This is a genomic window from Caulobacter sp. (assembly GCF_965279145.1).
Classification (GTDB): Bacteria; Pseudomonadota; Alphaproteobacteria; order Caulobacterales; family Caulobacteraceae; genus Caulobacter.
The window spans coordinates 2,854,956-2,881,422 of sequence record NZ_OZ257139.1 but is presented as its reverse complement, the minus strand read 5'-3'; the positions used below and the strand labels follow the sequence as shown (position 1 = coordinate 2,881,422).

Genomic DNA, 26,467 nt, shown 5'->3' with positions numbered 1-26,467 from the left:
TGAAAAAAGAGACGTATGGTAGTTCCCATGAACTTCATACAACCTCTGAATACCTAGATGCGGAAGAGAAATGCGTGATTTCCTGACATCACAGCTGGATTTCATTTTCTTCTTTTACGGGTTCTCATTCGTTCTCTTGGGGGCCGTGTGCTTCACGATTGCGCGGGGCGCGCAGCGGATCAGCGCCTGGGGGCTGCTCGGCGCATTCGCGCTTCTGCACGGCGCCTGCGAGTGGATGGACCTGATCGCGCTATCGATCAGCGACACACCGGCCTTCACGCTGCTGCGCACCGTGCTGATGACCGCATCGTTCGGCCTGTTGATGGAGTTTGGCCGGGGCGACCTGCCCAAGCTCGGCCAAAAGACACCCGGACGGTGGATATACGCCCCCGTTCTGCTCGTTTTGATCGTGGCCTTCCTCACCGGCGGGACGATGGCCCTGAACGCCGCGGCGCGTTACACGCTGGGCCTGCCCGGAGCGCTGCTGAGCGCCTGGGTCTTCTCCAAGCATGCGGCGCGCAATACGGGGCCTCTGAAGATCTGGGCCCTCGTCGTGGCGGCCGCCTTCGTGCTGTACGGCCTCTGCGCCGGCGCGATTGTCCCCGCAGCGGCGTTCTGGCCGACCACCATCGTCAACCAGACCCGGTTCGCGCAGTTGTCCGGCGTTCCGATCCAACTTGTTCGCGGCCTGCTGGCGACGCTCCTGGCGTTTTCGATCTGGACGATCTCGGGACGTCTGCTGGCCCAGGAGATCGCTTCGGAACGTTACTCCGCCTATCTGCGACGCCAGTTTCTGTGGACGGTGACGGCCATCACCCTGATTTTCACGGGAGGCTGGGAGCTGACCCAGCGCCTGGGCGAAGCGCATGAGCGCACTGTGGCGCTCGAGGCTCAAAACAGCCTTGCTCTGCTGACCAGCCAGATCAACGCCAGCACCGCGCCGCTGGAACTGATGAGCCGGGCGCTCGCCAGACTGCCCTCGGTCGTCGCCTTCGCGGACAACCCGAGGGCGGGCGACGCGGCCGAAGTCAGGGCCGCGCTGCGCCTTCATGTCGTCGGATCAAAGGCCACCGAGGGCTATATCCTCAACAGCGCGGACAGGATCGTCGCCCGGTTCGGATCTCGGGAGCAGAAGAACGCTCCCCAGACCCTGCGAACCACCGCCATCCATGAGCGCTTCGACTTCGACGACCTGGACGCCAGCCACGCCTACCATTTCCGTACGCCTATCCGCGAACCGGACGGGCGGATTGTGGGTCACGTGGTGCTGAAAAGCCGTCTGGACGCCCTGGACCAGGCGCTGCACGCCTTGCCGCGCCCGTATTTCGTGATTGACCCGCAAAATGTCGTCCGATCGACCAACCGATCCGGGGCCCTGGACAGGGTCTTGTGGGGCCCCCAAGGAGCGGGAACGGCGCCCGCGCCCACCTCAAGCCCCATCCTCCCGCGGTCCATCGCCGGATCGGGCTGGGCCATGCTGGACGGCCAGCGCAACTATGTCAGGCGCCAGCCAATCGGCCGGGAGGGCTGGTCCCTGGTCGTCCTGATCCCGACCACCTCGATCGTCGCCAGCCGCGCGCTGGGCATCATCATCACGCTTCTGCTGACCGTCATGTGGCTGATCTATCTTCTGGGTCGCGAGCATGCCGAACGCGACGCCGTACTGATGGATCGACGCCTGCAACTGCAGAACCTGGCTCGGGACCTGGGACGCAAGGCGTCCACGGACACTCTGACGGGTCTCAGCAACCGGTTGAAACTGAATGAGACCCTCGCCGCGGAGTTCCAACGCGCCCATCGCTATGAGACCTCGCTCGGCCTGATGATCTGCGACGTGGATCACTTCAAGCAGGTCAACGACACCTACGGCCACGCGGTTGGCGACAGCGTGCTGGCCCACATTTCGCAACTGCTGCGCGACGGCGTGCGCAACACGGACCTGGCGGCGCGATGGGGCGGAGAGGAATTCGTGATTGTCTGTCCGCACGCCAGCGAGCAGACAGCCTTCCATGTCGCCGAAAAGCTGAGAGCTTCGATCGAAGCCACCCGGTTCGAGACCGTGGGCCAGGTCCGCTGCAGCTTCGGGGTCGCCGCGTTCAGGCCAGGCGACACGCCCGATAGTCTGATGGCCCGCGCGGACGCCGCGCTCTACAGCGCCAAACAGGCCGGGCGCAACCGTGTGGCGCGGGCGAGCCTTCTGCCCGAGCCGTCGGTCGCGCTGGCCGGATAGCCCACCCACTCAACCGACAGCGGCGTTTCGCGACCCCAGGTCAGGTTTGAGTCGTCTGACGGTCGGAAAAAGCGTATCCGGACGGCCCTTCGAAAGCGTCGTCCATGTCCGCCACGTCCACAGAAGCAGAACCCGCCCACAGCGAGCGCGCGCTGTATGTCCTGCTGCTGGTGGTGTTTATCAACCTGGTGGGCTTCGGGATCGTCATTCCGCTGCTGCCGTTCTACGCCAAGTCGCTGAACGCCGCGCCGTGGCAGGTGACGGCGATGTTCTCGGCCTATTCGTTCGGGCAGTTCTTCGCCGAACCCTTCTGGGGACGCCTGTCGGACCGCATCGGCCGACGCCCCGTCCTGATCATCACCATCCTGGCCAATGTGCTGGCCTATGTGGCGCTGGCGTTCGCGCCGACGATCGGCGTCGCCTTCCTGGTGCGTCTGGTCGGCGGGTTCGCCACCGGCAACATCTCGACCATCCAGGGCTACATGGCCGATGTCACGCCCCCTGCCCGGCGGGCCGAGCGCATGGGCCTGCTGGGCAGCGCCTTCGGCTTAGGCTTCGTGGTCGGTCCGTTCCTGGGCGGGATCCTGGCCCATCCCGGCGCCGGTCGACTGGGGTACCAGATTCCGCTGCTGGCCGCCGCCGGCCTGGCGGCCATCGCCGCTTTGGGCGTCTTCCTGTTCGTGAAGGAGAGCCGGGTCAGCGCGCCGTCGCATGTCGCGCAACCCAATCGCCGCGAGGTTCTGGACGCCGCCCTGGCCAATCCGGTGGTCTCGCGCGTGCTGTTGATCACCTTCGTCTCCACTGCCGCCTTCTCAGGCATGGAGGCCGTCTTTGGCCTCTGGACCCAGGCCCGGTTTAACTGGGGACCGCAGCAGGTGGGCCTGTGCTTCGCGGTGATCGGGGTGGTGGCCGCCGTGGGCCAGGGCGTGCTGACAGGCAAGATGGCCCGCCGGTTCGGCGAGCCTCGCGTGCTGACCACGGGGCTGTGCCTGATCGCCCTGTCGATGGCCCTGACGCCGTTCTCGCCCAGCTGGGTGTTCGTGCCGCTGCTGGTGGGCCTGACGGCGTTTGGCCAGTCGATGGTGTTTCCCTGCGTCGGGGCCCTGATCTCACGGGCCACCCCACCCGACCGCCAGGGCGCGACCCTGGGCCTGAACATGGCGTCCGGCTCGCTGGCCCGGATGATCGGCCCGCTGGCGGCCGGCCCCCTGTTTGGCCTCACGGTCGGCGGTCCGTACTGGTTCGGCGCCCTGCTGATGCTGCCCGCCGCCTATTTCGGCTTCCGCCTGGTGGGCCAGACCAAGACGGCCGCCTGACGACTCGCTTGCCTTGAGCGACTCTTTCCCGTACTAACCCCGCCTTTCCGGAACCGCCTGGCTTATTGGCATGCCATGGCGGTTCGTCTTGCTATCCCAGAGGACGGGGCGAAAGCTCCGACGCGAAATGCCTAAGTTGAAGACCAAGTCGGGCGCGAAGAAGCGCTTCAAGATCACGGCCACGGGCCTGCTGAAAGCCGGCGTCGCCGGCAAGCGTCACCGTCTGATCGGCCACAACGGCAAGTACATCCGCCAAAACCGCGGCACGAAGGTCATGAGCGAATCCGACGCCAAGACCATCCGTTCGTACCTGCCCTACGGCCTTTAAGAGGAGCGCTGACACATGGCTCGCGTCAAAAGGGGCGTCACCGCCCACGCCAAGCACAAGAAGGTTCTTGAGCAGGCGAAAGGCTTCTACGGCCGCCGCAAGAACACCATCCGCACCGCCAAGGCCGCCGTCGACAAGGCCGGCCAGTACGCGTACCGCGACCGCAAGGTTCGCAAGCGGGCGTTCCGCTCGCTGTGGATCCAACGCATCAACGCCGGCGCCCGCACCGAAGGCTTCACCTACTCGCAGTTTATCCACGGCCTGGACGTGGCGGGTATCGTGATCGACCGTAAGGTTCTGTCGGATATCGCGGGTAACGACCCGATCGCGTTCAAGGCCATTGCTGACAAGGTCCGCACCGCCCTGGCCGCCTAAGGTCTTTTTCGGGTTCGTCCCGATTGCGATCTAGAAAAGCCCCTCGGTGCGAACCGGGGGGCTTTTTGCCATCCTCCCCCCAGCGGGGGAGGTGGCCCGAAGGGCCGGAGGGGGAACTCCCCTCGGCCGGGGATCGGCTTCCCCCTCCGTCGGCTTCGCCGACACCTCTCCCGCTGGGGGGAGGATCTGGTGCGCACCGCTCTCGCCAGTTCCACCGAAACCGCCTAGACGGATGCCCGTCATGACCGATCTCAAAACTCTCGAATCCGATGTGCTGGCGCAAGTCGCCGGCGCCGCCGACCTTGCCGCCCTCGACGCCGTGCGCGTCGCGGCCCTGGGAAAGACCGGCTCGATCTCCGGCCTGCTCAAGACCCTCGGCGCGATGAGCCCCGAGGAGCGCAAGACGCAGGGGGCGGCGATCAACGCCCTGCGGGACGCCGCGGCCGCCGCCATCGCCGACCGCAAGGCCACGCTGGAGGCCGCCGAGATGGAAGCGCGCCTGGCCAGCGAGACCCTGGACCTCACCCTGCCGGCGCCCTACCGCCGCAAGGGATCGGTCCACCCGACCATGCAGACCATGGACGAGATGATCGCCATCTTCGCCGAGATGGGCTTCGCCGTCGCCGAAGGTCCGGACATCGAGGACGACTTCCACAATTTCACGGCCCTGAACTTCCCCGAGAAGCACCCGGCCCGCGAGATGCACGACACCTTCTTCTTCAACCCGAAGGAGTCGGGCGAGCGCATGCTGCTGCGCACCCACACCAGCCCCGTGCAGGTGCGGACCATGGTGTCGCAACAGCCGCCGATCCGGATCATCGCCCCGGGCCGCACCTATCGCTGCGACAACGACGCCACCCACACGCCGGTGTTCCACCAGGTCGAGGGCCTGGTGATCGACAAGGGCATCCATATGGGCCACCTGAAATGGACCCTGGAGACCTTCCTGGCGCGGTTCTTCGAGACCGACGCGGTGACCACCCAGTTCCGCCCGCACCACTTCCCGTTCACCGAGCCGTCGGCCGAGATGGACGTGCAGTGCGATCGCAGCGGCGGCGAGATCAAGATCGGCCAGGGCACGTCGTGGCTGGAGATCCTGGGCTGCGGCATGGTTCACCCCAATGTCCTGCGCGCCTGCGGCATCGATCCGGACGAGTACCAGGGCTTCGCCTTCGGCATGGGCGTCGACCGCCTGGGGATGCTGAAATACGGCATGCCCGACCTGCGCGACATGTGGTCGTCCGACAGCCGCTGGCTGGCCCACTACGGCTTCAGCGCCTTTGCCGCGCCGAACGCGGCCTCCGGTCTCAGCTGATGCCGGCCGCGCTCCTCATCCCTTCTCCCATTGCGGGAGAAGGTGGCCTGAAAGGCCGGATGAGGGGTCGCGCCGGGCTCGCCGAGAAACCCCTCATCCGTCCTGCTTCGCAGGCCACCTTCTCCCGCAAGGGGAGAAGGAACCGTGAGTTCCAACGATGAAATTCACCCTCTCCTGGCTCAAGGACCATCTTGAGACCACCGCCACCGCCGCCGACGTCGTCGCCGCCATGACCATGGCCGGCCTCGAGGTCGAGCACGTCACCGATCCGGCGACCAAGCTGGCCGCCTTCACGGTCGCCAAGATCGTGGAGGCCGTGCAGCATCCGAACGCCGACCGCCTTCGCGTCTGCCAGGTCGACACCGTCGACGGCATGAAGGAGATCGTCTGCGGCGCGCCCAACGCCCGCGCGGGCCTGACCACCATCTATGCCCCGATCGGCGCCTATGTGCCCGGCCTGGGCGTGACCCTGGTGGAAAAGCCGGTGCGCGGCGTCGTCTCCAACGGCATGCTGTGCTCGGCCTCCGAGCTGGAAGCCGCCAGCGAGAGCGACGGCATCATGGAGCTGCCGGACGACCTGGCTGTGGGCACGCCAGCCGCCACGGCGCTGGGCCTGGAAGCCGTCATCGACTTCGAGGTCACCCCCAACCGCCCCGACTGGCTGGGCGTGGCCGGCATCGCCCGCGACCTGGCCGCCGCCGGCGTCGGGACGCTGAAGGACCTGTCGATCGCCCCCGTGGCCGGCGCCTTCCCCTGCCCGATCACGGTCAAGGTCGACGGCGAGGCCTGCCCGGTGTTCGCCGGCCGCCTGATCAAGGGCGTCAGGAACGGTCCCTCGCCCCAGTGGCTGCAGGACCGCCTGCTGGCCATCGGCCTGCGCCCGATCAGCGCCCTCGTGGATATCACCAACCTGGTCAGCTACGACCGCGCGCGGCCGCTGCACGTCTATGACGCGGCCAAGCTGTCGGGGACCGAGATCTCCACCCGGATGGGCCGCCACGGCCAGCACGGCGACGAGCACCTGATCGCCTTGGACGGCAAGACCTACGAGCTGACGCCCGACATGTGCGCGATCGCCGACGCGGCGGGCGAGCGCCCGATCGGCCTGGGCGGCGTCATGGGCGGCGAAAGCACCGGCTGCTCGGACGAGACCACCGACGTCTTCGTCGAGAGCGCCTGGTTCGAACCGATCCGCATCGCCCAGACCGGCCGCACCACCGGCATCAACAGCGACGCCCAGTACCGCTTCGCCCGCACCGTCGACACCGGCTCGGTGGTTCCGGGCGTGGAACTGGCGACCAAGCTGATCCTTGAGCTCTGCGGCGGCGAGCCGTCGGAGATCGTGGTGGCTGGCGAGGCTCCCGCCGCGCCGACCGGCTTCGCGTTCGAGCCCGACTATGTCGAGCAGCTGTCGGGCCTGGCCATCTCGCCGGACCGCACCCGCCAGATCCTGGCCGACCTGGGCTTCGACATCGTGCTGGGCTCGCCCTGGACGGTGACGCCGCCGACCTTCCGCCGCGACGTCGCGGGCAAGGCCGATCTGGTCGAGGAAGTCGCCCGCATCGCCGGCTACGGCGCCCTGCCCTCGACGCCCCTGCCCGAGGCTCCCCGCGCCGTCGGCGGCATCCTGACGCCCAAGCAGGCCCGCGCTCGCGCCGCCCGTCGCGCCCTGGCCGCCGCCGGCTACGCCGAGGCCCTGACCTGGAGCTTCACCAACCAGAAGACCGCGACCCTGTTCGGCGGCGGCGCGGCCGAGCTGATCCTGGCCAATCCGATCGCTTCGGAGCTGGACTGCATGCGCCCGTCGCTGCTGCCCAACCTGATCGAGGCCGCCGGCCGCAACGCCCGCCAGGGCTTCCCGGACGTCGCCCTGTTCGAGATCGGCCCCACCTTCCACGGCGACCGTCCGCAGGACCAGCGCACCGTGGTGGCCGCCATCCTGGTTCCCCGCGCCCCGCGCGGCTGGGACAAGGCCAAGCAGGACGATGTCTTCACCATGAAGGCCGACCTGCTGGCCCTGCTGGAGGAGCTGGGCGCGCCGGTCGACAAGCTGCAGACCGCGCAAGGCTCGGCCTCGTCCTGGTGGCATCCGGGCCGCTCGGCGCGCCTGCAGCTGGGCCCCAAGGCGGTGATGGCCGAGTTCGGCGAGCTGCATCCGGCCGTTCTGAAGGCGCTGGACGTCTCGGGTCCGGTCTATGGCTTCGAGATCACCCTGGAAGCCATCCCCGAGCCCAAGAAGAAGGCCATCAAGTCCAGGGCCGCCTTCTCGCCCTCGCCGCTGATGCCCCTGACCCGCGACTTCGCCTTCCTGGTCGAGAAAACCAAGGCGGCGGGTGATCTGCAAAAGGCCGCGCTGGGCGCCGACAAGGCGCTGATCACGGCCGCCCGCGTGTTCGACGTCTATGAAGGCCCCGGCGTGCCGGAAGGCTTCAAGTCGATCGCGCTGGAGATCGTGGTCCAGCCGCGCGAGGCCACCCTGACCGACGCGGATATCGAGGCCCTGTCGGCCAAGATCGTCGCGGCGGCCGAGAAGGCCGGCGGCAAGCTGCGGTCTTAAATCCGGGCCTCGCCCTAGCGGGGGAGGTGTCGGCCCCCGGGACCGGCCAGCGGCCGGCCCGAGGATAAACTCCGCCGACGGTGGGGGAAGTCACCGCTGACTCATTGCGGTCTTCCCCCTCCGACCTTCGGTCGCCTCCCCCTTCAGGGGGAGGTTCGCCCACGACTTGGGCGCCCACGCCCAAGCTTCGAACATTTGGCCTCCATCCGCGACCGATCGCCTCCTTTCGAGGCAAGGTCTTGCGCATGGCCCTGGCCCACGCTACCTCTAGTGCTCTCGCACGGAGTCACTGGATCCAAATGGTTTCGCAACTCGCTCTGAACATCGCCTTCACGACCGGCTTTGCCGCCGTCGCGGCGATGTCGTGCGCCGCGACCATTATGATGTGGAACCAGATTAAAACCGTTCCGGTACGGACGGGGCAACGGCGCGCGAGATAGACTGAACGCAGCCGACGGATCGCAAGATCTTCAAAAAGCCCCGCTTCCGAAAGGAGCGGGGCTTTTTTGTTGCGCGTTTCGCCGGTCTCCAAAACCACCCAGAGGGGGACTGAAGACCATGAGCTACCTGCCCGCACCACCCGCCTTCCACAGCGACGCCGACGGCGTCACCGTTCACCAGCTGCTGTTGGCCGCCGACGACGCCCACAGCGCGCTGGACGCCGTTCGCCAGGGCCTGGCCGACAGCGGCGCCGAGCTGTGCAACCTGACGCTCAAGCCCGTGGGCCAGATCGTCGAGGCGTCGCTGCGCGTCCGTCGCCTGGGCGACCAGGCCGCCCGCCTGCTGGCCCGCGACCTGGCCGCCTGGCCCGGCGTCAGCTCGGCCAGCGTCGAGCATCAGTGGGTGCGACCTTGACCGACCGAAAACCGGATGAGGACAAACGTAGGCTCTTCCTCGTCACCGCCGAAGACACGCCCGACGCCCTGATGCGGGTGTTGGGCGTGGCCAGCGTGCAGCAGACCCGCCTGCGCGCCCTGACCGCCACACCCGACGGCTCGACCCTGGCCATTCGCCTGGAGATCGACGACCAGGGCGACGACCGCGCCCAGAGCCTGGCCTCGCGCCTGGCGGCCTGTCCTTCGGTGCGCGGCGTCGGTTTTGGCTGGCGCGCGTAACCAAACGCGGCGCTGATCCGTATCTGAAGGCAGGCCCGCCGTCGGGCCGCTCGGGAACTCCAGTCACATGCGCCGCCTGCTCTCCCTGCTGATCTCCGTCTTCGCCCTGGCGGCCCTGCCCGCCCTGGCCGCGACGCCGCCCCAACCCAAGCGTGGGGAGCCCGCTACCGCCGTGTTCGCCGGCGGCTGCTTCTGGTGCATGGAGCACGACATGCAGGGCGTGCCCGGCGTGCTCAAGGTCGAGAGCGGCTACACCGGCGGCCACGTCAACAAGCCGCGCTACGAAGACGTCACCCGCGAAACCAGCGGTCACTACGAGTCGGTGCGCGTCACCTATGATCCGGCCAAGCTGGACTATGGCTTCCTGCTGTATCGCTACTGGAAGCTGGTCGACCCCACCGACGACGGCGGCCAGTTCTGCGACCGGGGCCCCTCCTATCGCCCGGCCGTGTTCGTCAACGGACCCGAGCAGCGCAAGATCGCCGAAAAGTCCCGCGCCGAGGCCGCCACGCGCCTGAAGACGGGCAAGATGGTCACCCCGATCCTCGACCTGAAGACCTTCTGGCCGGCCGAGGAATACCACCGCGACTACGCCAAGCGGCACACTCTGAACTATCAGGCGTATCGCATGGGCTGCGGGCGCGACCTGCGGCTGAAGCAGGTCTGGGGCGGCTGATCTACGATCCTCCCCCTGAAGGGGGAGGCGGCCGGAGGCCGGCGGGGGAAGTCGGCAATGACTGAGCCAATACTTCCCCCTCCGTCGGCTTCGCCGACACCTCCCCCGCTGGGGGGAGGATCTCGACACACCCGCCTCGACTCCGCCCCAATCCCATGTAGATTTAAGTCTGTAAAATGGGAGGACGTCGATGAATCGTCGCGCGCTTTTGGCGACCGCCGCGCTTGTGCTGGCCGCGGGCTCGGCCCACGCCCAGACGGCGCCCGACCTTTCGGTCACCATCTACAACTCCAACCTCGCCCTGGTGGAGGACGCCCGCGACCTGGACCTGAAGGCCGGTCGCCAGCGGCTGGAGTTCAAGGACGTCTCGGCCGCCATCCGGCCCGAAACGGTCAGCCTGTCGGCCGCCGGCGTGACGATCATCGAGCAGAACTTCGACTACGACCTGCTGACCCCCGACAAGCTGATGGAAAAGGCGGTCGGCCAGCAGGTGAAGATCGTCCGCACCAATCCGGGCGACGGCAAGGAAACCATCGAGACCGCCACAGTGCTGGCCGCCAACGAAGGCGTGGTGCTGAAGATCGGCGACCGCATCGAGGTGCTGCGCGACGACGGCGTGCCCACCCGGGTGATCTTCGACAAGGTGCCCGAGACCCTCCGCGCGCGCCCCACCCTGTCGGTCACGGTCGACGCCGACAGGGCCGGCCCTCGCGCCTCCAGGCTCAGCTACCTGACCTCGGGTCTGGGCTGGAAGGCCGACTATGTGGCCCTGTTCGACGAGAAGAAAGGCGCGCTGGACCTTCAGGGCTGGATCACCCTGACCAACGAGTCCGGCACCCCGTTCGAGAACGCCCGCACCCAGCTGGTGGCCGGCGACGTGAACCAACTTAACAACGGCGGCTATCGCCAGTCCAACACGGCGATGCAGTCCGCGGGCATGGAGAGCGGCGACGCCGAGCGCCTGGCCGACTACTATGTCTATCCCCTGCCGCAGCGGACCACGATCGCCGCCAACCAGAGCAAGCAGGTCGGCTTCCTCAGCGCCCAGGGCGTGAGCGCCAGAAAGGTCTATGAGATCCGCGAAGGCGGCTTCACCAGCGAGGCCAACCCCTCGTCGGCCACCGTGGCCATCCAGTTCAGCAACGCAAAGCTGGCGGGCCTGGGCAGCCAGCTGCCGGCCGGGGTCATGCGCGTCTACATGCGCGACCAGGCGGGCGATCCCAAGTTCGTCGGCGAGAACAGCATCGGCCACACGCCCGCAGGTTCGGAGCTGTCGATCAAGACCGGCGACGCCTTCGACGTCACCAGCCAGGCCACGCTGGTCAGCCAGGAGCGGGTCAGCAAGACGCGCTCGCGCTACGCCATGAAGTACCTGATCCGCAACGCCCGGCCCGAGGCGGTGACGGTGGAGCTGCGCCAGGGCGGCCTGTGGCGCGACGGCGAGGTCAAGGCCGAGAGCCTGAAAAGCCGCCGCATCGACGCCCGCACCCTGGGCTGGAGCGTGCCCGTGCCGGCCAATGGCGAGACGGTGCTGACCTTCACGGTCGAGACGGGCTGGTGAGCAAGCGGCGCCAAATCAAAGATCCTCCCCCTAGCGGGGGAGGTGTCGGCGAAGCCGACGGAGGGGGAAGTGACGGCTCAGTCATTGCCGACTTCCCCCTCCGGCCCCCGATCAAGTCGGGGACCGCCTCCCCCTTCAGGGGGAGGACTTTCGCCCTGGCCCTCGCCCTACTCGCCTCGCCCGCCCTGGCCGACACCATCCCCTCGCCCGCCGCCGAGACCACCGCCGTCACCCTCTATCGCGGCGACTCTCGCGCCTTCCAGACCCTGCAGCCCTGGCAGCGTGAGCAGGCCCTGAAGAAGGGCCTGATCCTGGTCACCGAGATCCGGACCGTGACCCTGCCCGCTGGTCGCCACACCCTGCGCTTCGACGGCGTGGCAGACGGCCTGATCCCGCAGAGCGCGGCGGTGGAAGGCCTGCCCGGCGGCGTGATCGAGCGTAACTACGACTACGCCCTGCTCAGCCCCGGAACCCTGCTGGAGCGGTCGTTGAACCAGCCGGTCGGCATCGTTCGCACCAACCGCAAGACCGGTCGCCAGACCGCCGAGTCCGCCATCGTCCGCCAGGGCCCCAACGGCGTGGTGTTGCAGACCGCCACCGGCGTCGAGGCCCTGGGCTGCTCCGGCGGCGCCGAGCGGCTGGTGTTCGACCACGTGCCCGAGGGCCTTTCAGACAAGCCGGCGCTTTCGACCCTGATAGACGTGCCGACCGCCACGCGGGTGAAGCTGACCCTCTCCTACCTCGCCATCGGCGTGAATTGGCAGGCCGACTATGTGGCGCGCATCGCCCCGGACGGCAAAACCCTGGACCTGACCGGCTGGCTGACCCTGGTCAATTCCAGCGGGACCAGCTTCGTCGACGCCCCCACCCAGGCCGTGGCGGGCAAGCTATCGCGGGCGCCGGTCAATGTGCCGGCGGCCGACACCAAGGCCATCCAGCGCGCCTGCTGGCCAATGGACACCACGACGCACGGGCGGCCACCCCCGCCTCCGCCGCCGCCTCCGCCAGCGCCCCCGATGGCGATGGCGTCGCCCGTGATGATGGCGCGGGGCGGCGTGGAGGAGATCGCCGTCAGCGGCTCCCGCGCCAAGATGGCCGAGCAGTCCGAGCTGGGCGACTACAAGCTCTACACCCTGCCCGAGCCCGTCACCGTCGCCGCGCGCCAGACCAAGCAGGTGGCCTTCCTCGACCAGAAGGGCGTGACCTTCCAGAGGCTCTACCTGTTCACGGTGGATCCCTGGAGCGATGAGGGCGAAGATCAGGTTCCGGCCGCCACCGTGTTGCTGCGGTTGGAGAACAAGAAGGATCAGGGTCTGGGCAAGGCCCTGCCCTCCGGCGCCCTGGCGGTGATGGAGACCGCCGGCGGCCGTCCCGCCTTCGCGGGCGAACAGGCCATGCGCGACGTCCCTGTCGGCCAACCGTTCGACCTGGCCATCGGCCGAGCCATGGATGTGTCGATCAGGCCGCGCGTGGTGGCTGAGACCAAGGCCGGCCGCCACCGCACGCGCCGGACCTACGAAGTGGATCTGGCCAACGCCAAGAGCGGTCCGATCACCATCGAACTGCGCTACCCCCAGCACCAGACCGCGCTGAAGGTGATCAGCGAGCCCAAAAGACACGACATCCGCGACGGCGCGATCGCCTGGCGCTTCACCCTGTCGCCCAATGGTCGCGAGACCGTGCGCTATGTGGTGGAATACGAAGGCTGACGCCCGAGGATTCGCCGCCCATGATCAAGCCCCGCCTGGAAGTGATGCTGGAGCGTGGCCTGTTCGCCTCGCGCTGGCTGATGGCGCCGTTTTATGTGGGACTGGTCATCGCCCTGGCCGCCCTGATCGTGGTGTTCTTCCAGGAGCTGTTCCACGAGTTGGGCCACCTGCTGTCGATGAAGCCCGAGGACGCCATCCTGATGGCGCTGTCGCTGATCGACCTGTCTCTGGCGGCCAACCTGCTGGTGATCGTCACCCTGTCCGGCTACGAAAATTTCGTCTCCAAGATCGACACGGCCGCCCACGAGGATCGGCCCGAATGGATGGGCACCGTCGATTTCTCGGGCCTGAAGATGAAGCTGATCGCCTCCATCGTGGCGATCTCGGCCATCGCCCTGCTCAAGGCCTTCCTGGAGCTTAGCGAACCGGGTACGCCGCTGGACGAGCCGCGCCTGCTGTGGCTGGTGGTGGTGCACCTGTCGTTCGTGGTCTCGGGGGTGCTGCTGGCGCTGATGGACTGGCTGAACAGCAGGGTTTCCTAGCACTGAGCCAAATCGCCGATCCGACTGAACCAAAGCCGCCGCCAGCCCGTTGAGGTGGCCGGTTCGAAAGGGAGTATGGCCATGCGTCTGCAGGTCGAGGCGCGGCTGGACTACTTTTTCCCCGAGGCGGCGGAGTCCCTCCTGCATCTGGAACTGGCCCATGTGGGCGGCCAGGACATCATCGTCGAAAGCCTGAGCCTGGATCCGCCCATCGCCTGGACGCGCCTGGATGACCCGGCCACGGGCGAGCGTCGGATCGCCTTTCGTCATCAGGGCCCGCTGAAGATCGTCTACGCCGCCACGGTGGAGATCGCCCCGCGCGACAATGACCTGGCCGGCGCCGCCCAGCACGCCATCGCCGACCTGCCCATCGACGTCCTGCCCTATCTGCGCGCCAGCCGCTTCGTGGAGTCCGACCGCTTCGAGCCCAAGGCCGAGGGTGACTTTGGCGACCTGAAGGGGGGAGACCGCGTGGAGGCGATCATCGCCTGGCTGAAGGGGCATCTGAACTATCGCCCCGGCGTCAGCACCTCCAGCACCACCGCCGTCGGCGCCTACATGACGCGGGCCGGCGTCTGCCGCGACTATGCGCATGTCGCCGCCGCCCTGTGCCGGGCCAGCGACATTCCGGCCCGTCTGGTCAGCGCCTATGCCCTGGGGGTCGAACCGCCGGACTTCCACGCCGTGATCGAGGTCTTCGTCGGCGGTCGCTGGCGACTGGCCGACCCCAGCGGCCTCGCCTGCCCCAGCGGCATGGCGCTGATCGGCCAGGGCCGCGACGCGGCGGACATCGCCTTCCTGACCATCTTTGGCCGGGCGACGATGAACGCGCAGTCGGTCAGTGTCAGGAAAGCCGCCGAAGCGCCGGTCGCCGCCTAGAAGGGCATGATCCGGCGTTTGCGGCTGTAGCCCAGATAGCCGACATTGGCCCCCAGACGCAGGCCGACGCCCGCCCGGATCGGCGCCAGGGTGATGTCGTCCGCCTTCTGATAGTTCACGCCCAGGCCGCCGATCAGATAGGCGGTGCCCTCCACGCCCGGGAAGCGGCGATAGATGGCGTCGGCGTACTGCAGGTTATAGCACAGGGTGAAGACGCGGCTGGCGTTGCCGCCCCAGTCCCAGCCCACCGATGGGCCCTGCCAGAACACTTCCTGGGTCGGACGGCCCTTCATGTAGAGCAGGCCACGGCCATAGCGCAGGCCAACGGCGATCGCGCCCGAGCCTTCCTCGCCGGCGATGTAGCCGGTGGGCTGGCCCTTGTCGCGGAACACCTTCTCGATGGCGGCGCCGGCGCTTTCGGCGGTGACGCCCAGGAAGTCGGAGGTCGCGCGGATCATCTCGTCGGCCGAATAGGTCGAGGCCGGGCCAGTGCTGTAGGCCGGGGTGGTCGATCCGTTCGAGACGGGCTCCTGGCCGAACGCGCTGGACGTCGCCGCGGCCGAACCGGCGGCGGCCATGCCCGAGAGGATCAGCTTGCGACGGTCCATGGTTGGCCTTTCAGAAAAATCGTTGCGCCACTGTCGCAGCCCATTGGGACAGGTTTGCGGCCGGCCGCTTTAAGGCTTGGTTAAGCATGAACAATCCCGCGCCCGGCCGCTTGGCGAGACCTGCCGATCGCCCTCTCGCGAAGCGGCTCAAATGTGCTAGACGCACGCGCATGACTTCGACGCCTCTCGACAAAATCCGCAATTTTTCCATCGTGGCCCATATCGACCACGGCAAGTCCACGCTGTCGGATCGCCTGATCCAGGAGACCGGCGGCCTGACCGCGCGCGAGATGACCGCGCAGGTCCTGGACAACATGGACATCGAGAAGGAACGCGGCATCACCATCAAGGCCCAGACCGTGCGTCTGGAATACAAGGCCGACGATGGCGAGACCTATATCCTCAACCTGATGGACACCCCCGGCCACGTCGACTTCGCCTATGAGGTCAGCCGTAGCCTGGCCGCCTGCGAAGGCTCGATCCTGGTCGTCGACGCCAGTCAGGGCGTGGAGGCCCAGACCCTGGCCAATGTCTATTCGGCCATCGACAACAATCACGAGATCGTCCCGGTCCTCAACAAGATCGACCTGCCCGCCGCCGAGCCCGAGCGCGTGCGCGCCCAGATCGAGGACCTGATCGGCCTGGACGCCAGCGACGCCGTGCTGGCCAGCGCCAAGTCGGGCCTGGGCATCCATGACGTGCTGGAAGCCATCGTCACCCGCCTGCCCGCCCCCAAGGGCGACGAGGCCGCGCCGCTGAAGGCCCTGCTGGTCGACGCCTGGTACGACGCCTATCTGGGCGTCGTCGTGCTGGTCCGTGTCTTCGACGGCCGCCTGAAGGCCGGCATGAAGATCAAGATGATGCAGCACGGCTCGGTCCACCTGATCGACCGCGTCGGCGTCTTCAAGCCCAAGAACACCCCCGTCGAGAGCCTCGGCCCCGGCGAGATCGGCTTCTTCACCGCCCAGATCAAGGAAGTGGCCGACGCCGCCGTCGGCGACACCCTGACCGAGGAAAAGCGCCCCACCGAAAAGGCCCTGCCCGGCTTCAAGGACGTGCAGCCCGTGGTGTTCTGCGGCCTGTTCCCGGTCGACGCCGCCGACTTCGAGGACCTGCGCGCCGCCGTCGGCCGCCTGCGCCTGAACGACGGCAGCTTCACCTACGAGATGGAGAGCAGCGCCGCCCTGGGCTTTGGCTTCCGCTGCGGGTTCCTGGGCCTGCTGCACCTGGAGATCATCCAGGAGCGCCTGTCGCGCGAGTTCGACCTCGACCTGATCGCGACCGCCCCCTCGGTGGTCTACAAGATCCACATGCGCGACGGCAGCGAGATCGAGCTGCACAACCCCGCCGACCTGCCCGACCCGATGCACATCGAGAGCATCAGCGAGCCCTGGATCAAGGCCACCATCTTCACCCCCGACGAATATCTGGGCGGCGTGATCAAGCTGTGCCAGGACCGTCGCGGCCAGCAGCGCGAGCTCTCCTATGTCGGCAACCGCGCCATGGTCGTCTACGACCTGCCGCTCAACGAGGTGGTGTTCGACTTCTATGACCGCCTGAAATCGATCTCCAAGGGCTATGCCAGCTTCGACTACCAGGTCGAGGACTACCGCCAGGGCGATCTGGTCAAGATGTCGATCCTGGTCAACGCCGAGCCCGTCGACGCCCTCTCGATGCTGGTCCACCGCGACCGCGCCGAGAGCCGCGGCCGGGGCATGTGCGAGAAGATGAAGGAGCTCATCCCCCAGCACATGTTCGTCATCCCCATCCAGGCGGCTATCGGCGGCAAGATCATCGCCCGCGAAACCGTCCGCGCCCTGCGCAAGGACGTCACAGCCAAGTGCTACGGCGGCGACGCCTCGCGGAAGCGCAAGCTGCTGGACAAGCAAAAGGCCGGCAAGAAGCGCATGCGCCAGTTCGGCAAGGTCGAGATTCCGCAGGAAGCGTTCATCGCCGCGCTGAAGATGGACGAGGATTGATCGAGGGGCTGGGCTAGCCCGGTCGACGTGTTTTAGACGCCCTCGTCAGCGGAAGCTGGCGGGGGCGTTTTGCTACAGCCACGGCCTAGCGTCGCCATCCACCGCTAGCGCCCACCCTCAAATCGCGGCACGACTGCCGGCAACGGGACGGACAAGTCCGTGGCGGTCGAGACCTACGACTACATCATCGTCGGCGCGGGGTCGGCCGGGTGCGTGCTGGCCAACCGGCTGTCGGCGGATCCGGCCAAGCGGGTGCTGGTGCTGGAGGCCGGGGGGCGGGACAACTGGATCTGGTTCCACATCCCGGTCGGCTATCTGTTCGCGATCGGCAATCCGCGTTCGGACTGGATGTATCGCACGGAGGCCGTGCCGGGGCTGGACGGGCGCAGCCTGAACTATCCGCGCGGCAAGGTGATCGGCGGGTCGTCGGCGATCAACGCCATGATCTACATGCGCGGCCAGGCGGCCGACTATGACGGCTGGCGCCGGCAGGGCCTCGAGGGCTGGGGCTGGGACGACGTGCTGCCGCTGTTCCTGGCCCAGGAAGACCATATCGCGCCGCCGTCGGAGCATCACCGCTCGGGCGGCGAGTGGCGGGTGGAGCATCCGCGCATGCGCTGGAAGGTGCTGGACGCCTTCGCCGAAGCCGCGGCGCTGGAGGGCATAGCGCCCAGCCCGGATTTCAATGGCGGCGACAATGCCGGCTCGGGCTATTTCAACGTCAACCAGCGGGCCGGGCTGCGGTGGAGCGCGGCGCGGGGATTTCTAAAGCCGGTGCTGTCGCGGCCCAATCTGGAGCTGCGCACCGGGGCCAGGGTCAGCCGGGTGATCCTCGAGGACGGTCGCGCCGTGGGCGTGGCCTGGACCGAGGGCGGCGAGCCGCGCGAGGCGCGGTGTCGCGGCGAGGTGGTGCTGACCGCCGGGGCGGTGAACACACCCCAGGTGCTGGAGCTGTCGGGCGTCGGCGACGGTGCGCGGCTGGCGGCCCTGAGCCTGCCTGTGCATCGCCATCTGCCGGGCGTGGGCGAGAACCTGCAGGACCATCTGCAGATCCGTCCGGCCTATCGGGTGACCGGCGTGCCGACCCTGAACGCGCTGTATGCGTCCGTGTGGCGGCGGCCGCTGATGGCGCTGGAATACGCCCTGATGCGGCGTGGACCGATGTCGATGGCGCCGTCGCACATGGGGGCGTTCGCCCGCAGTTCGCCGGAGCACGCGACGCCCAATGTGCAGTTCCACGTCCAGCCCCTGTCGCTGGACCGGTTCGGCGAGCCGCTGCACGGCTTTCCGGCCATCACCATCAGCGTATGCAACCTGCGCCCCACCAGCCGGGGGTCGATCCATGCCGGCGGCCCCGATCCGGCCGACGCGCCGCGCATCCAGCCCAACTACCTGTCGACGGTCGAGGACGAGCAGGTGGCGATCGAGTCCATGCGTCTTGTGCGCCGGATCGTCGCCCAGCCGCCGCTGGCCCGCTATGCGCCCGACGAGATGGCGCCTGGCCCGGCGGTGGACGACGACGCGGGACTGCTGACGGCCGCGCGCCAGCTGGCGACGACGATCTTCCACCCGGTGGGCACGGCGCGCATGGGCCTGGCCGGCGATCCGACGGCCGTGGTCGACGCGCGTCTGCGGGTGTTGGGGATCCAAGGGCTGCGCGTGGCCGACGCCTCGGTGATGCCGACGATCGTCTCGGGCAACACCAACACGCCCACCCTGATGATCGCCGAGAAAGCCGCGCGGATGATGCTGGAGGACGCGCGCTGAAGCGCTAGCCGGCCTCCGCGCCCTGCTCCCCCTCCCCGCTCCGGGGCGGCCGCAGGGTGTAGAACCTCGGCTCGCGGCCCAGGTCGTAGAGGCGGCGGATGCGGAAGGCCGGGTCGGCGCGCCAGAGGGCGTCCTCGTCCGGGGTCAGGTGGAACGGCGTGGCGACGCCGCCGGTGGTGGCCTTGACCGCGATGCGGCGCAGCTCGCCCGTGGGCTTGAAGCTGATCAGGCTGCAGCCGCGCGGGTCGACCGGATAGGCGGCGGGACGCACCTGGTCGGCCAGGTCGTGGCGGCCGTGATCGCGCAGGCGGCGCTGCTCGGACGCCAGGATGAAGGCCAGGCCGGTCTCGGTCAGGAAGCGGTCGGCCTGGTCGCGGGCCCCGGGGTCGAACCGGGCGATCAGCCGGGCGGCGCGCGGATTGGGGTTGGCCTGCTCGTCATTGAACAGCGGCGGCGGGCCCTCGACCGGCAGGGGCGAGCCGGCCGGCGAGAACAGGCTGGGCGGCCGCAGGGCGGCGGTGATCAGGGCGGGCTTGGAGGTCAGCTGCCGGTCGACGGCGTCGAGCAGGTCGTCGGCCAGATTCCAGCGCGGCTGGAAGTCCGACAGGATCGGCAGGCCGATCAGGGTGAAGGCGGCGGAAATCTCGCACTGCTTCCACTCGATCACCGCGCCGGAGCGGCCGGAGACGAAGCGAAGCGCGCGCTGATGGGCGGCGCGATCGGCGGTCTTGCCCGCGATCTCCTTGCCCAGCATGACGCAATAGTCGCCGACCACCAGGTCCAGATCGGCCCCGGTCCAGTCACGTCCTTGGATGATTTCCTCGCTCACGACGGGGACGATGCCTGACGTCGAGGTGACTCGCCACCAAAGCTTGACGTCGCCCTAGTTGGCGGCGGTCGCGGTCAGGGAAGGATCGTCCTGGATGGGGATCTCGTCGTCCTTCAGGCCGGCGGCGGCCATGGCGCGCGACACGGTGGTGACGGGGTCGCCGCGCACCACCTGGAAGGTCAGGACGAGGGCCTCGGCGGGGTTTTCGGCCTGGTTGGCGAAGCCGCCCCGACCTTCCACGCCAAGCCGCTGGGCGTTGAAGGCCACCTTGAAGGTCTTGCCCGAGGTGACGCGGCACAGCAGCACGAAGGTCCTGTCGTCCTTCAGCAGGCGGGGGGTTTTGACGCAGTCGGGCTGGTCGCCGTCCGGCGCCGCGCCGTAGTTGAAGCCCCGGGGGTCCATCTTCTGGTCGAACGCGACCTTCAGCACCAGCACGCCGGGCGCGATGGCCTGACCCTCGGCGGGATAGGTGGCCACCACCCTGGGCGGCGCGGTCGGCGGCATGACGGTGACGGGCGAGACGGCCGTGGGCTCCTCGCGCGGCTTCACCTGGGCGGCGGCGGGTCCGCAGACAGCGGCGGCGGCGAGGGTCAGGGCGAGGCCGGTTCGGGTCATGGAGCCAGCTTGACCGGCAAGCGCGGCGTTCTCAAGGCGAGAGGCGTGCCCGATCGCCTTCCTCCATGCTATAGGCGCGCTCATGACCGATACGCCCGACGTTCCAGAAGAGACCCCGATCCAGCGCGCCCTGCGCCTGAAGAAGGCCGCCCTCGACGCCAAGCCCAAGCCGCCGCGCGGCGGCAAGTTCCAGCGCGAGCAGGCCGCCAATGTGCAGGCCGGCAAGTCCAAGCCGTGGATGACCCGCTAGAATGAGGGTGCTGGGCCGGACCTCGTCGATCAATGTCCGCAAGGTGCTGTGGACGCTGGACGAGCTGGGCCTGCCCTATGAGCGCGAGGACTGGGGCGCGGGCTTTGCGTCCACCGACCGGCCCGAATTCCGGGCGCTCAATCCCAATGGCCTGATCCCCGTGCTGATCGACGACCAGGGGCCGCTGTGGGAGAGCAACACCATCTGCCGCTACCTGGCCCACCGCCATGGCGACGGCGCCCTGCTGCCCGCCGATCCGCGCGGCCGGGCGGGGGTCGAGCAGTGGATGGACTGGCAGGCGACCGAGCTCAATCCGGCCTGGCGCTACGCCTTCCTGGCCCTGGTGCGGCGTGCGCCGGGCTTTGACGATCCGGCCCAGATCGCCGACAGCGCCAAGGCCTGGAACCGCCAGATGACGCTGCTGGCCGACCAGCTCGACAGGACCGGCGCCCATGCGGCGGGCGAGGCCTTCACCCTGGCCGACGTGGTGCTGGGCCTGTCGGTCCACCGCTGGCTGGCGACGCCGATCGAGCGGGCCGACCTGCCGGCGGTGACGGCCTACTATCAGCGGCTGCGGGCGCGGGCGGCGTTTCCGCCGTATGCGCTGGCGGACGTGGCTTAAAAAGCTTGTCATCCCGGCCGCAGCGAAGCGGAGAGCCGGGACCCAGGGGCCAATGCAACGCGGCTGCCCCTGGGTCCCGGGTCGGCTTCGCCGCCCGGGATGACAAGATTATAGGGTTTCAGCCCTGCTCTACTTCGGCTTCCTGAACTTCAGGATGAACTGATCGGTCTTCCCCCGGATGGACGGATCGAAGACGCTGGCCGTGTGCGGGTCGGCGGCGTCGCGCAGCAGGGGGCTTTCGGCCTCCAGCTTGAAGCCGGCGGCCTCGACCTCGGCCTTGACGGCTTCGACGTCGATGCGGTGCAGGGTGTCGGCCGCCGAGATGCCCGAGCCGGCCGTGGCGGCATGGTCGACGATCAGGAACACGCCGCCCGGCTTCAGCGACTTGAACACCTCGGCGTTGACCGTGGCGGCGGTGGCCGTCGGGAAGGGCTTGAGGTGCAGGTCATGATAGTTCTGCACGGTCAGGACCAAGTCGAGATTGTCGGGCAGGTCCAGGGCGATGACGCTGCCGTCCAGCGGCTTGGCGTTGGGCAGGCTGGCCGAGACCGCCTTGAGACTCTCGCCATACTTGGCCTGGAACTTGATGAATTCGGCCGGCTGATAGGCATAGACCGTGCCCGTGGGACCGACGGCGCCCGACAGCAGGCGGGTGAAATAGCCGCCGCCCATGATGAAATCGACCACGGTGTCGCCGGGCTTAACATCCGCGAAGGCCAGGACCTCGGCCGGATGCCGGGCGGCGTCGCGGGCGGTGTCCTCGGCCGGACGCGAAGAACTGGTCACGGCGGCGGAGATGTTGGCCGGAACCTGGGCCAGCGCCGCGCCGCCGAACGCGCAGGCGGCCATGAGCGCCAGAACCGAGATGTTATGTTTGCGAGCCATGTAGCCCTCCCTTGCTTGCGGCAAAGTTAGCAGTTTCCGCGACCCGGAAGAACGGCGTTATCATGGCGTTTTGACGACCGGCTGCGCCCCCGCCTGTGGCAGGCTGTTGATCGGCACGCCGGGCAGCAGCGGCTCGCCCGTCCACTCCCAGTGCCAGGGCTCATAGGCGTAGTTGACGAAGCCGAAGCGGCCGGCATTGAGCACCATCCAGCGATACAGCGGCGAGCGCGACATGGTCAGGCGATTGGCGTCGGCCGAGGAGTCGGGCCCGAAGCCCGGCGCGGCGTCGATGAAGATATCCACCGCCAGGCCCGTGCGATGGGCCGAGCAGATCGAGCGCACCAGCCCCTGGCAGTTGTTGTCGCGGGCGCAGCGTTCGGCGTCGGCGGCCGGTTCGCGATAGCCTGAATACAGGGTCAGGGCCTCGGGGCGGCGCAGCACGCCGGCGGCCCGGGCCTCGGCGGCCATCCGTCGATAGGCGTCCAATGCGCCGGGGCGCAGGCGGATGACCTTGCCGCCATAGCTTTCGCGTGGGCTGGCCGCGGCCAGCGTCGCCTCTGGCGGCGCGTTAGGGCAGATCCCCTGGTTGTTGGTCCGCACGAAGGGTCGGGCCAGGTGCCAGCCGGTCAGCATGCGCTGGAAGACGCCGGTCTCGACCACGCCGGTCGCCGGCATGGCGTGGCCCCTCTGCCAGCGCGCCAGGGCGGCGGCGAAGCCCTCTGAGCTCGGCGCGCACGCCGTGCCGATCTCGGCGGCGATGCGGGGGGCATAGATTTCCCAGCCGGTCTCGGCCTGACCGAACGGCGCCCAGGCCAGGGTGGTGAGGGTCGCGGCGTTGGCGGCGGCCGCGCCCTGGGGTCCGTCAGACCGGTCGCAGGCCTCGGCCGACGCACCGGCCAGGGTGAGGGAGGCCGGCGGATCGATGGAGGGGATGTGCTGGGGCAGGTTCGGCGTCCAGGCGATCTCGTCGCGGGCCGGGGCCGGCGGCGCCTTGCCCGTCGGCCAGACCACCCACAGCCAGAAGGCCGCGCCCGCCAGCAGCAGTCCGCCCACAAGCCACAGCACGGGATGTCGTCGCTTCAAACCCGATCCTCGTCGTCTCGCGGAACTTCGCCATGGCTGAAGCCTTGAGACAACGCAGTTGTTCCCGTCTGGAGTTCGCATGACCGGTCCGGTTTCCCGTTTCGCCCTGATCACCGCCCTCGGCCTCGCGCTCGCCGCCTGCGACGACCCGCAACCCGCCAAGCCGCCGGCCGCGCCGACGACCAAGGCCGTGGAGAAGGCCCCGCAGCAGGTTCCCCTGGTCCCCGCGCCGGCCGCCGCCGTCTCGGCCTCGCCCCTCGCCCAAGCGTTCGACGGCGCGCGGTTCGACCCGGCCGCCACCGACCCGGCCGCGAAGACCCAGGCCCTGGTACGGCTGCAGGTGCTGCTGGACCGCGCCCATTTCTCGCCCGGCGTCATCGACGGCCAGGAGGGGACCAATCTGAAGATCGCCATCCAGGCCTTCCAGGCCTCGCGTAACCTGCCGGCCGACGGCGTGCTGTCGGCCCAGCTGTGGGAGACGATCACCGCCGGCGACAACGGCCCGGCCCTGACCGACTATCTCATCACCGAAGCGGACGCCGCCGGCCCGTTCGTCACCGACATCCCCACGAACGACTACGAGGCGATGGCGAAACTGCCCGCCCTATCCTACTCGACCGCGCTGGAGGCCCTGGCCGAGAGGTTCCACATGGACGAGGCCCTGCTGCAGAGCCTCAATCCCGGCGTCGATTTCGCCAAGGCCGGGACCACCATCCTGGTCGCCGCCGTCGGCCCCGACACGCTGGACCGCAAGGTGGCTCGCATCGAGATCGACAAGGCCCTGGGCCAGGTCCGCGCCTTCGACGACAAGGATGTGGAACTGGCGGTCTATCCGGCCACGGTCGGCAGCACCGAGCGCCCCGCCCCGGTCGGCGAATGGGCGGTCAACACTGTCGCCCCCCGGCCGACCTATACCTACGACCCTTCGCGGCTGACCTTCGGCAAGCCCAAGGCCAAGCTGACCATCAAGGCCGGCCCCAACAATCCGGTCGGCTCGACCTGGATCGACCTGACCAAGGACACCTACGGCATCCATGGCACCCCCGACCCCAAGCTGGTCAACAAGCGCGCCTCGCACGGCTGCGTGCGCTTGACCAACTGGGACGCGGCCGAGTTGGGCGCGGCGGTGAAGAAGGGCGCCAAGGTGGTGTTTCTGGGCGCGGAGCGGGCGAAGGGGGCGTAGGAATTTGCTCGCCAGGCCAATGGCGGGCGACGACTTGAGACGGATCAATGCACTTCCGTCTCGAGCCTCTACTCACATCAGCCGCACACCGAAGCGCAGGTCGCTGATGGCCTGTCGAAGCGCCAACCGTGCTGCAAAGGCTCAGGATGAACTACAGCGTCACCGCAGAGCGTATCGACGGCCACGGAAGCTTGGCGCGCGCCAAGGAGGCGAGCCTTGTCCTGGATACGGACGTCGCCGGCCGACGGGATGCGTTCAACCCCGCGGAGTTGTTCCTGGCCTCAATCGCAGCCTGCATGATCAAGGGGATCGATCGGGTCACCCCGCTCCTGAACTTCAAGCTTCGGGGTGTTGAGGTTCGGCTCACGGCCGTGCGCCAGGACGCGCCGCCCCTTATCCTGCGCGTGGACTATGAGTTGATCGTCGACACCGACGAGGATGATGGTCGCCTGGACCTCCTGCATCGCAATGTCCGCAAATACGGCACGATCTCGAACACGGTCGCCGCGGCGACCGTCCTGGAAGGCGTCATTCGCCGCCGCGTCGTCCACGCCACAGCCTGAAGCCCCCTCAAGTCGCCCGGGAGGCGCACATGACCTACGTGTTTTCCAAGACCCTCGACGTTCCATTCGACGAGGCGGTCGCGCGGACACGCGAGGCCCTTGCGAAGGAAGGCTTCGGCGTCATCACCGAGATCGATATCCAGAAGACCTTGAAGGCCAAGATCGGCGTGGATTTCCGCCGCTACCTGATCCTGGGCGCCTGCAACCCGGGGCTGGCGTATGAGGCGCTGAAGCTGGAGGCCAATGTGGGCGCCATGCTGCCCTGCAATGTCGTGGTGCAAGAGGGCGACAATGGCCGCACGGAGGTCTCCGCCATCGATCCTGTGGCGTCCATGCAGGCGATCGACAATCCGGGCCTGAAGGTCGCGGCTCGGACGGTCGCCGACAAGCTCCAGGCGGCGATTTCCAGCCTGTAGGCGAAACCGTCAGAGCTTTGACGAGAAGGATGTTGCCGGGTGGTTGGGGGATAGATCCTCCCCCTGTGCGGGAGGTGGCCCGGAGGGCCGGAGGGGGCAGCGCGGTGCTGGCCCAGATGGCGCTCCACTCAACGCACGCCGGCGCTGCCCCCTCAGTCGCTCCGCGACAGCTCCCCCAGAGGGGGAGCATCTGACGTCCGCTCCGGCTGGAAAGCGGACGTCAAAAAGGTTCTACAGCCCTTTCACGCGCTCGCGCCGAGCGTCGCCAGCAGCGCGTCCAGCTGCTCGAACTGTTCGGGCATGCCGTCTTCCATCCCGACCATGGCCTCGTCGAGCGCCGCCTTCGAGGGATAGAGTTCGTGCAGGACCAGCAGCGTCTGGCCGTCCCTTTCCTCGAAGGTCACCGTGGTGACGGCGGCGTCCTCGCTCTCGTCATTGGTCCAGACGAGGCGCGAGGGCGGGTCCACTTCCAGATACTTGCCGAAGAACGCGAAGGACGATGCGGCGTCGTGGCCGAACGCCAGCCGGTATTGACCGCCGACGCGAACATCCATCTCGCACGACAGCAGGGGCACGCCCGACGACTTGGGGGCCCACCACTGGGTCATCAGCGCGGGCGTGGTCCACGCCTCGAACACCAGGCGCGGCGGGCCGTTGAAGATGCGGGTGACGACGAGCTCGCGCTCGGACTTCCGTTCAATCGTCGTGCGGTGGGTCATCGGCTTTCTCCCTGAGTTTCAAATCCTCGACAACCTGGTCCAGCGCGTCGAAGCGCGAGGCCCAGAGCTGGCGGTAGGTCTCGATCCAGGCGGCCTCTTCCTCGAGCCTGCGCAGGCCCAGCCTGCACTTGCGCACCCGCCCGACCTTTTCCGTCGTGACGAAGCCCGCATGCTCCAGGACGCCGACATGCTTCTTCATGCCCGTGAGGGTCATGTGGAACCGGTCGGCCAGCTCCGTGATCGAAGCCTCCGACCGTCCCAGCTGCTCCAGAACACCGCGGCGGGTGGCGTCCGAGAGCGCGGCGAAGGAGGTGTCGAGGCGAGATGTTGAATACTGAACCATTA

The 26,467-nt window shown here is 68.1% G+C and carries 28 protein-coding genes and 1 pseudogene; 21 read left to right on the top strand and 8 right to left on the bottom strand.

The window, feature by feature from the left end; all coding sequences use genetic code 11:
* Window positions 1-145 precede the first annotated feature (145 nt).
* From ACQY9P_RS13440 to pheT, 6 genes are all read left to right on the top strand, one after another.
* Window positions 146-2,230, top strand: coding sequence for a diguanylate cyclase (locus ACQY9P_RS13440; RefSeq protein ID WP_421738775.1), 2,085 nt, complete (start codon window positions 146-148; stop codon window positions 2,228-2,230).
* A gap of 104 nt (window positions 2,231-2,334) precedes the next feature.
* Window positions 2,335-3,546: an MFS transporter gene (locus ACQY9P_RS13435; RefSeq protein WP_421738776.1), complete on the top strand. Its 1,212-nt coding sequence runs from the start codon at window positions 2,335-2,337 to the stop codon at window positions 3,544-3,546.
* Window positions 3,547-3,673: 127 nt separating this feature from the next.
* Window positions 3,674-3,874, top strand: a complete 201-nt coding sequence (gene rpmI, locus ACQY9P_RS13430) for a 50S ribosomal protein L35 (RefSeq protein ID WP_007672148.1) — start codon at window positions 3,674-3,676, stop codon at window positions 3,872-3,874.
* A 15-nt stretch (window positions 3,875-3,889) separates the two neighbouring features.
* Complete coding sequence (gene rplT / locus ACQY9P_RS13425; RefSeq protein ID WP_108505198.1) at window positions 3,890-4,249, top strand: 50S ribosomal protein L20; 360 nt, start codon at window positions 3,890-3,892, stop codon at window positions 4,247-4,249.
* A 241-nt stretch (window positions 4,250-4,490) separates the two neighbouring features.
* A complete protein-coding gene (gene pheS, locus ACQY9P_RS13420; RefSeq protein ID WP_421738777.1) occupies window positions 4,491-5,564 on the top strand; it encodes a phenylalanine--tRNA ligase subunit alpha in 1,074 nt (357 codons plus the stop codon).
* Window positions 5,565-5,721: 157 nt separating this feature from the next.
* Window positions 5,722-8,121: a phenylalanine--tRNA ligase subunit beta gene (gene pheT, locus ACQY9P_RS13415; RefSeq protein ID WP_421738778.1), complete on the top strand. Its 2,400-nt coding sequence runs from the start codon at window positions 5,722-5,724 to the stop codon at window positions 8,119-8,121.
* A 286-nt stretch (window positions 8,122-8,407) separates the two neighbouring features.
* Here the strand turns inward: pheT and ACQY9P_RS13410 are convergent, their stop codons facing one another.
* Window positions 8,408-8,659: a hypothetical protein gene (locus tag ACQY9P_RS13410; protein ID WP_421738780.1), complete on the bottom strand. Its 252-nt coding sequence runs from the start codon at window positions 8,657-8,659 to the stop codon at window positions 8,408-8,410.
* Between the two features lie 20 nt (window positions 8,660-8,679).
* Here ACQY9P_RS13410 and ACQY9P_RS13405 point away from each other — a divergent pair, with 20 nt between their 5' ends.
* From ACQY9P_RS13405 to ACQY9P_RS13375, 7 genes are all read left to right on the top strand, one after another.
* Entirely contained in the window at window positions 8,680-8,976 is a 297-nt protein-coding gene (locus ACQY9P_RS13405; RefSeq protein ID WP_421738781.1) for a hypothetical protein, read from the top strand.
* The gene (locus tag ACQY9P_RS13400) at window positions 8,973-9,236 is read left to right on the top strand and encodes a hypothetical protein (RefSeq protein WP_421738782.1); all 264 of its coding nucleotides are present in this window, start codon (window positions 8,973-8,975) and stop codon (window positions 9,234-9,236) included. Before ACQY9P_RS13405 ends, ACQY9P_RS13400 begins: the two co-directional genes overlap by 4 nt.
* Window positions 9,237-9,303: 67 nt before the next feature.
* Entirely contained in the window at window positions 9,304-9,912 is a 609-nt protein-coding gene (msrA, locus tag ACQY9P_RS13395; protein ID WP_421738783.1) for a peptide-methionine (S)-S-oxide reductase MsrA, read from the top strand.
* 190 nt (window positions 9,913-10,102) lie between these two features.
* Window positions 10,103-11,473, top strand: coding sequence for a DUF4139 domain-containing protein (locus ACQY9P_RS13390; RefSeq protein WP_421738784.1), 1,371 nt, complete (start codon window positions 10,103-10,105; stop codon window positions 11,471-11,473).
* Window positions 11,470-13,182 carry a DUF4139 domain-containing protein gene (locus ACQY9P_RS13385; RefSeq protein WP_421738785.1) on the top strand — a complete coding sequence of 571 codons (1,713 nt, stop codon included), beginning with the start codon at window positions 11,470-11,472 and terminating at the stop codon, window positions 13,180-13,182. The genes ACQY9P_RS13390 and ACQY9P_RS13385 overlap by 4 nt, the downstream gene beginning before the upstream one ends.
* A gap of 20 nt (window positions 13,183-13,202) precedes the next feature.
* Window positions 13,203-13,724, top strand: coding sequence for a TIGR00645 family protein (locus ACQY9P_RS13380; protein ID WP_421738787.1), 522 nt, complete (start codon window positions 13,203-13,205; stop codon window positions 13,722-13,724).
* Window positions 13,725-13,805: 81 nt separating this feature from the next.
* Entirely contained in the window at window positions 13,806-14,603 is a 798-nt protein-coding gene (locus ACQY9P_RS13375; protein ID WP_421738788.1) for a transglutaminase-like domain-containing protein, read from the top strand.
* Here ACQY9P_RS13375 and ACQY9P_RS13370 read toward each other — a convergent pair.
* Window positions 14,600-15,211 (bottom strand): DUF1134 domain-containing protein, encoded by a 612-nt coding sequence (locus ACQY9P_RS13370; protein WP_421738789.1) that lies wholly within the window; start codon window positions 15,209-15,211, stop codon window positions 14,600-14,602. The genes ACQY9P_RS13375 and ACQY9P_RS13370 overlap by 4 nt on opposite strands.
* 170 nt (window positions 15,212-15,381) lie before the next feature.
* Between ACQY9P_RS13370 and lepA the strand changes: the two genes are divergently transcribed.
* Both lepA and ACQY9P_RS13360 read left to right on the top strand, forming a co-directional pair.
* The gene (gene lepA, locus ACQY9P_RS13365) at window positions 15,382-17,190 is read left to right on the top strand and encodes a translation elongation factor 4 (RefSeq protein WP_421738790.1); all 1,809 of its coding nucleotides are present in this window, start codon (window positions 15,382-15,384) and stop codon (window positions 17,188-17,190) included.
* A gap of 159 nt (window positions 17,191-17,349) precedes the next feature.
* Window positions 17,350-18,957 (top strand): GMC family oxidoreductase, encoded by a 1,608-nt coding sequence (locus tag ACQY9P_RS13360; RefSeq protein ID WP_421738791.1) that lies wholly within the window; start codon window positions 17,350-17,352, stop codon window positions 18,955-18,957.
* Between the two features lie 4 nt (window positions 18,958-18,961).
* On the opposite strand, the gene ACQY9P_RS13355 is transcribed toward ACQY9P_RS13360, so the two are convergent.
* Both ACQY9P_RS13355 and ACQY9P_RS13350 read right to left on the bottom strand, forming a co-directional pair.
* Window positions 18,962-19,786, bottom strand: a complete 825-nt coding sequence (locus ACQY9P_RS13355) for a hypothetical protein (protein WP_421738792.1) — start codon at window positions 19,784-19,786, stop codon at window positions 18,962-18,964.
* Window positions 19,787-19,840: 54 nt separating this feature from the next.
* Window positions 19,841-20,401: a hypothetical protein gene (locus ACQY9P_RS13350; protein WP_421738794.1), complete on the bottom strand. Its 561-nt coding sequence runs from the start codon at window positions 20,399-20,401 to the stop codon at window positions 19,841-19,843.
* A gap of 82 nt (window positions 20,402-20,483) precedes the next feature.
* On the opposite strand from ACQY9P_RS13350, the gene ACQY9P_RS13345 reads away from it, so the two are divergent.
* The 3 genes and pseudogenes from ACQY9P_RS13345 to ACQY9P_RS13335 form a co-directional block, all read left to right on the top strand.
* Window positions 20,484-20,651, top strand: a complete 168-nt coding sequence (locus ACQY9P_RS13345; RefSeq protein ID WP_421738795.1) for a hypothetical protein — start codon at window positions 20,484-20,486, stop codon at window positions 20,649-20,651.
* Window position 20,652: 1 nt separating this feature from the next.
* Window positions 20,653-21,273 carry a glutathione S-transferase family protein gene (locus ACQY9P_RS13340; protein ID WP_421738796.1) on the top strand — a complete coding sequence of 207 codons (621 nt, stop codon included), beginning with the start codon at window positions 20,653-20,655 and terminating at the stop codon, window positions 21,271-21,273.
* A 3-nt stretch (window positions 21,274-21,276) separates the two neighbouring features.
* Window positions 21,277-21,387 (top strand): annotated as a pseudogene (locus ACQY9P_RS13335) (hypothetical protein); the annotation flags it as partial.
* Window positions 21,388-21,402: 15 nt separating this feature from the next.
* Here the strand turns inward: ACQY9P_RS13335 and ACQY9P_RS13330 are convergent.
* Together ACQY9P_RS13330 and ACQY9P_RS13325 are read right to left on the bottom strand one after the other, a co-directional pair.
* The gene (locus ACQY9P_RS13330) at window positions 21,403-22,158 is read right to left on the bottom strand and encodes a class I SAM-dependent methyltransferase (protein ID WP_421738797.1); all 756 of its coding nucleotides are present in this window, start codon (window positions 22,156-22,158) and stop codon (window positions 21,403-21,405) included.
* A gap of 60 nt (window positions 22,159-22,218) precedes the next feature.
* Window positions 22,219-23,241 (bottom strand): D-alanyl-D-alanine carboxypeptidase family protein, encoded by a 1,023-nt coding sequence (locus tag ACQY9P_RS13325; protein WP_421738798.1) that lies wholly within the window; start codon window positions 23,239-23,241, stop codon window positions 22,219-22,221.
* A gap of 79 nt (window positions 23,242-23,320) precedes the next feature.
* On the opposite strand from ACQY9P_RS13325, the gene ACQY9P_RS13320 reads away from it, so the two are divergent.
* From ACQY9P_RS13320 to ACQY9P_RS13310, 3 genes are all read left to right on the top strand, one after another.
* Window positions 23,321-24,424, top strand: a complete 1,104-nt coding sequence (locus ACQY9P_RS13320) for a L,D-transpeptidase family protein (RefSeq protein ID WP_421738799.1) — start codon at window positions 23,321-23,323, stop codon at window positions 24,422-24,424.
* 191 nt (window positions 24,425-24,615) lie between these two features.
* A complete protein-coding gene (locus ACQY9P_RS13315) occupies window positions 24,616-24,987 on the top strand; it encodes an OsmC family protein (RefSeq protein WP_421738800.1) in 372 nt (123 codons plus the stop codon).
* Between the two features lie 29 nt (window positions 24,988-25,016).
* Complete coding sequence (locus tag ACQY9P_RS13310; RefSeq protein WP_421738801.1) at window positions 25,017-25,403, top strand: DUF302 domain-containing protein; 387 nt, start codon at window positions 25,017-25,019, stop codon at window positions 25,401-25,403.
* A gap of 242 nt (window positions 25,404-25,645) precedes the next feature.
* Here the strand turns inward: ACQY9P_RS13310 and ACQY9P_RS13305 are convergent, their stop codons facing one another.
* Complete coding sequence (locus tag ACQY9P_RS13305) at window positions 25,646-26,122, bottom strand: SRPBCC family protein (RefSeq protein ID WP_421738802.1); 477 nt, start codon at window positions 26,120-26,122, stop codon at window positions 25,646-25,648.
* Complete coding sequence (locus tag ACQY9P_RS13300) at window positions 26,100-26,465, bottom strand: ArsR/SmtB family transcription factor (protein ID WP_421740097.1); 366 nt, start codon at window positions 26,463-26,465, stop codon at window positions 26,100-26,102. Before ACQY9P_RS13300 ends, ACQY9P_RS13305 begins: the two co-directional genes overlap by 23 nt.
* Window positions 26,466-26,467 lie beyond the last annotated feature (2 nt).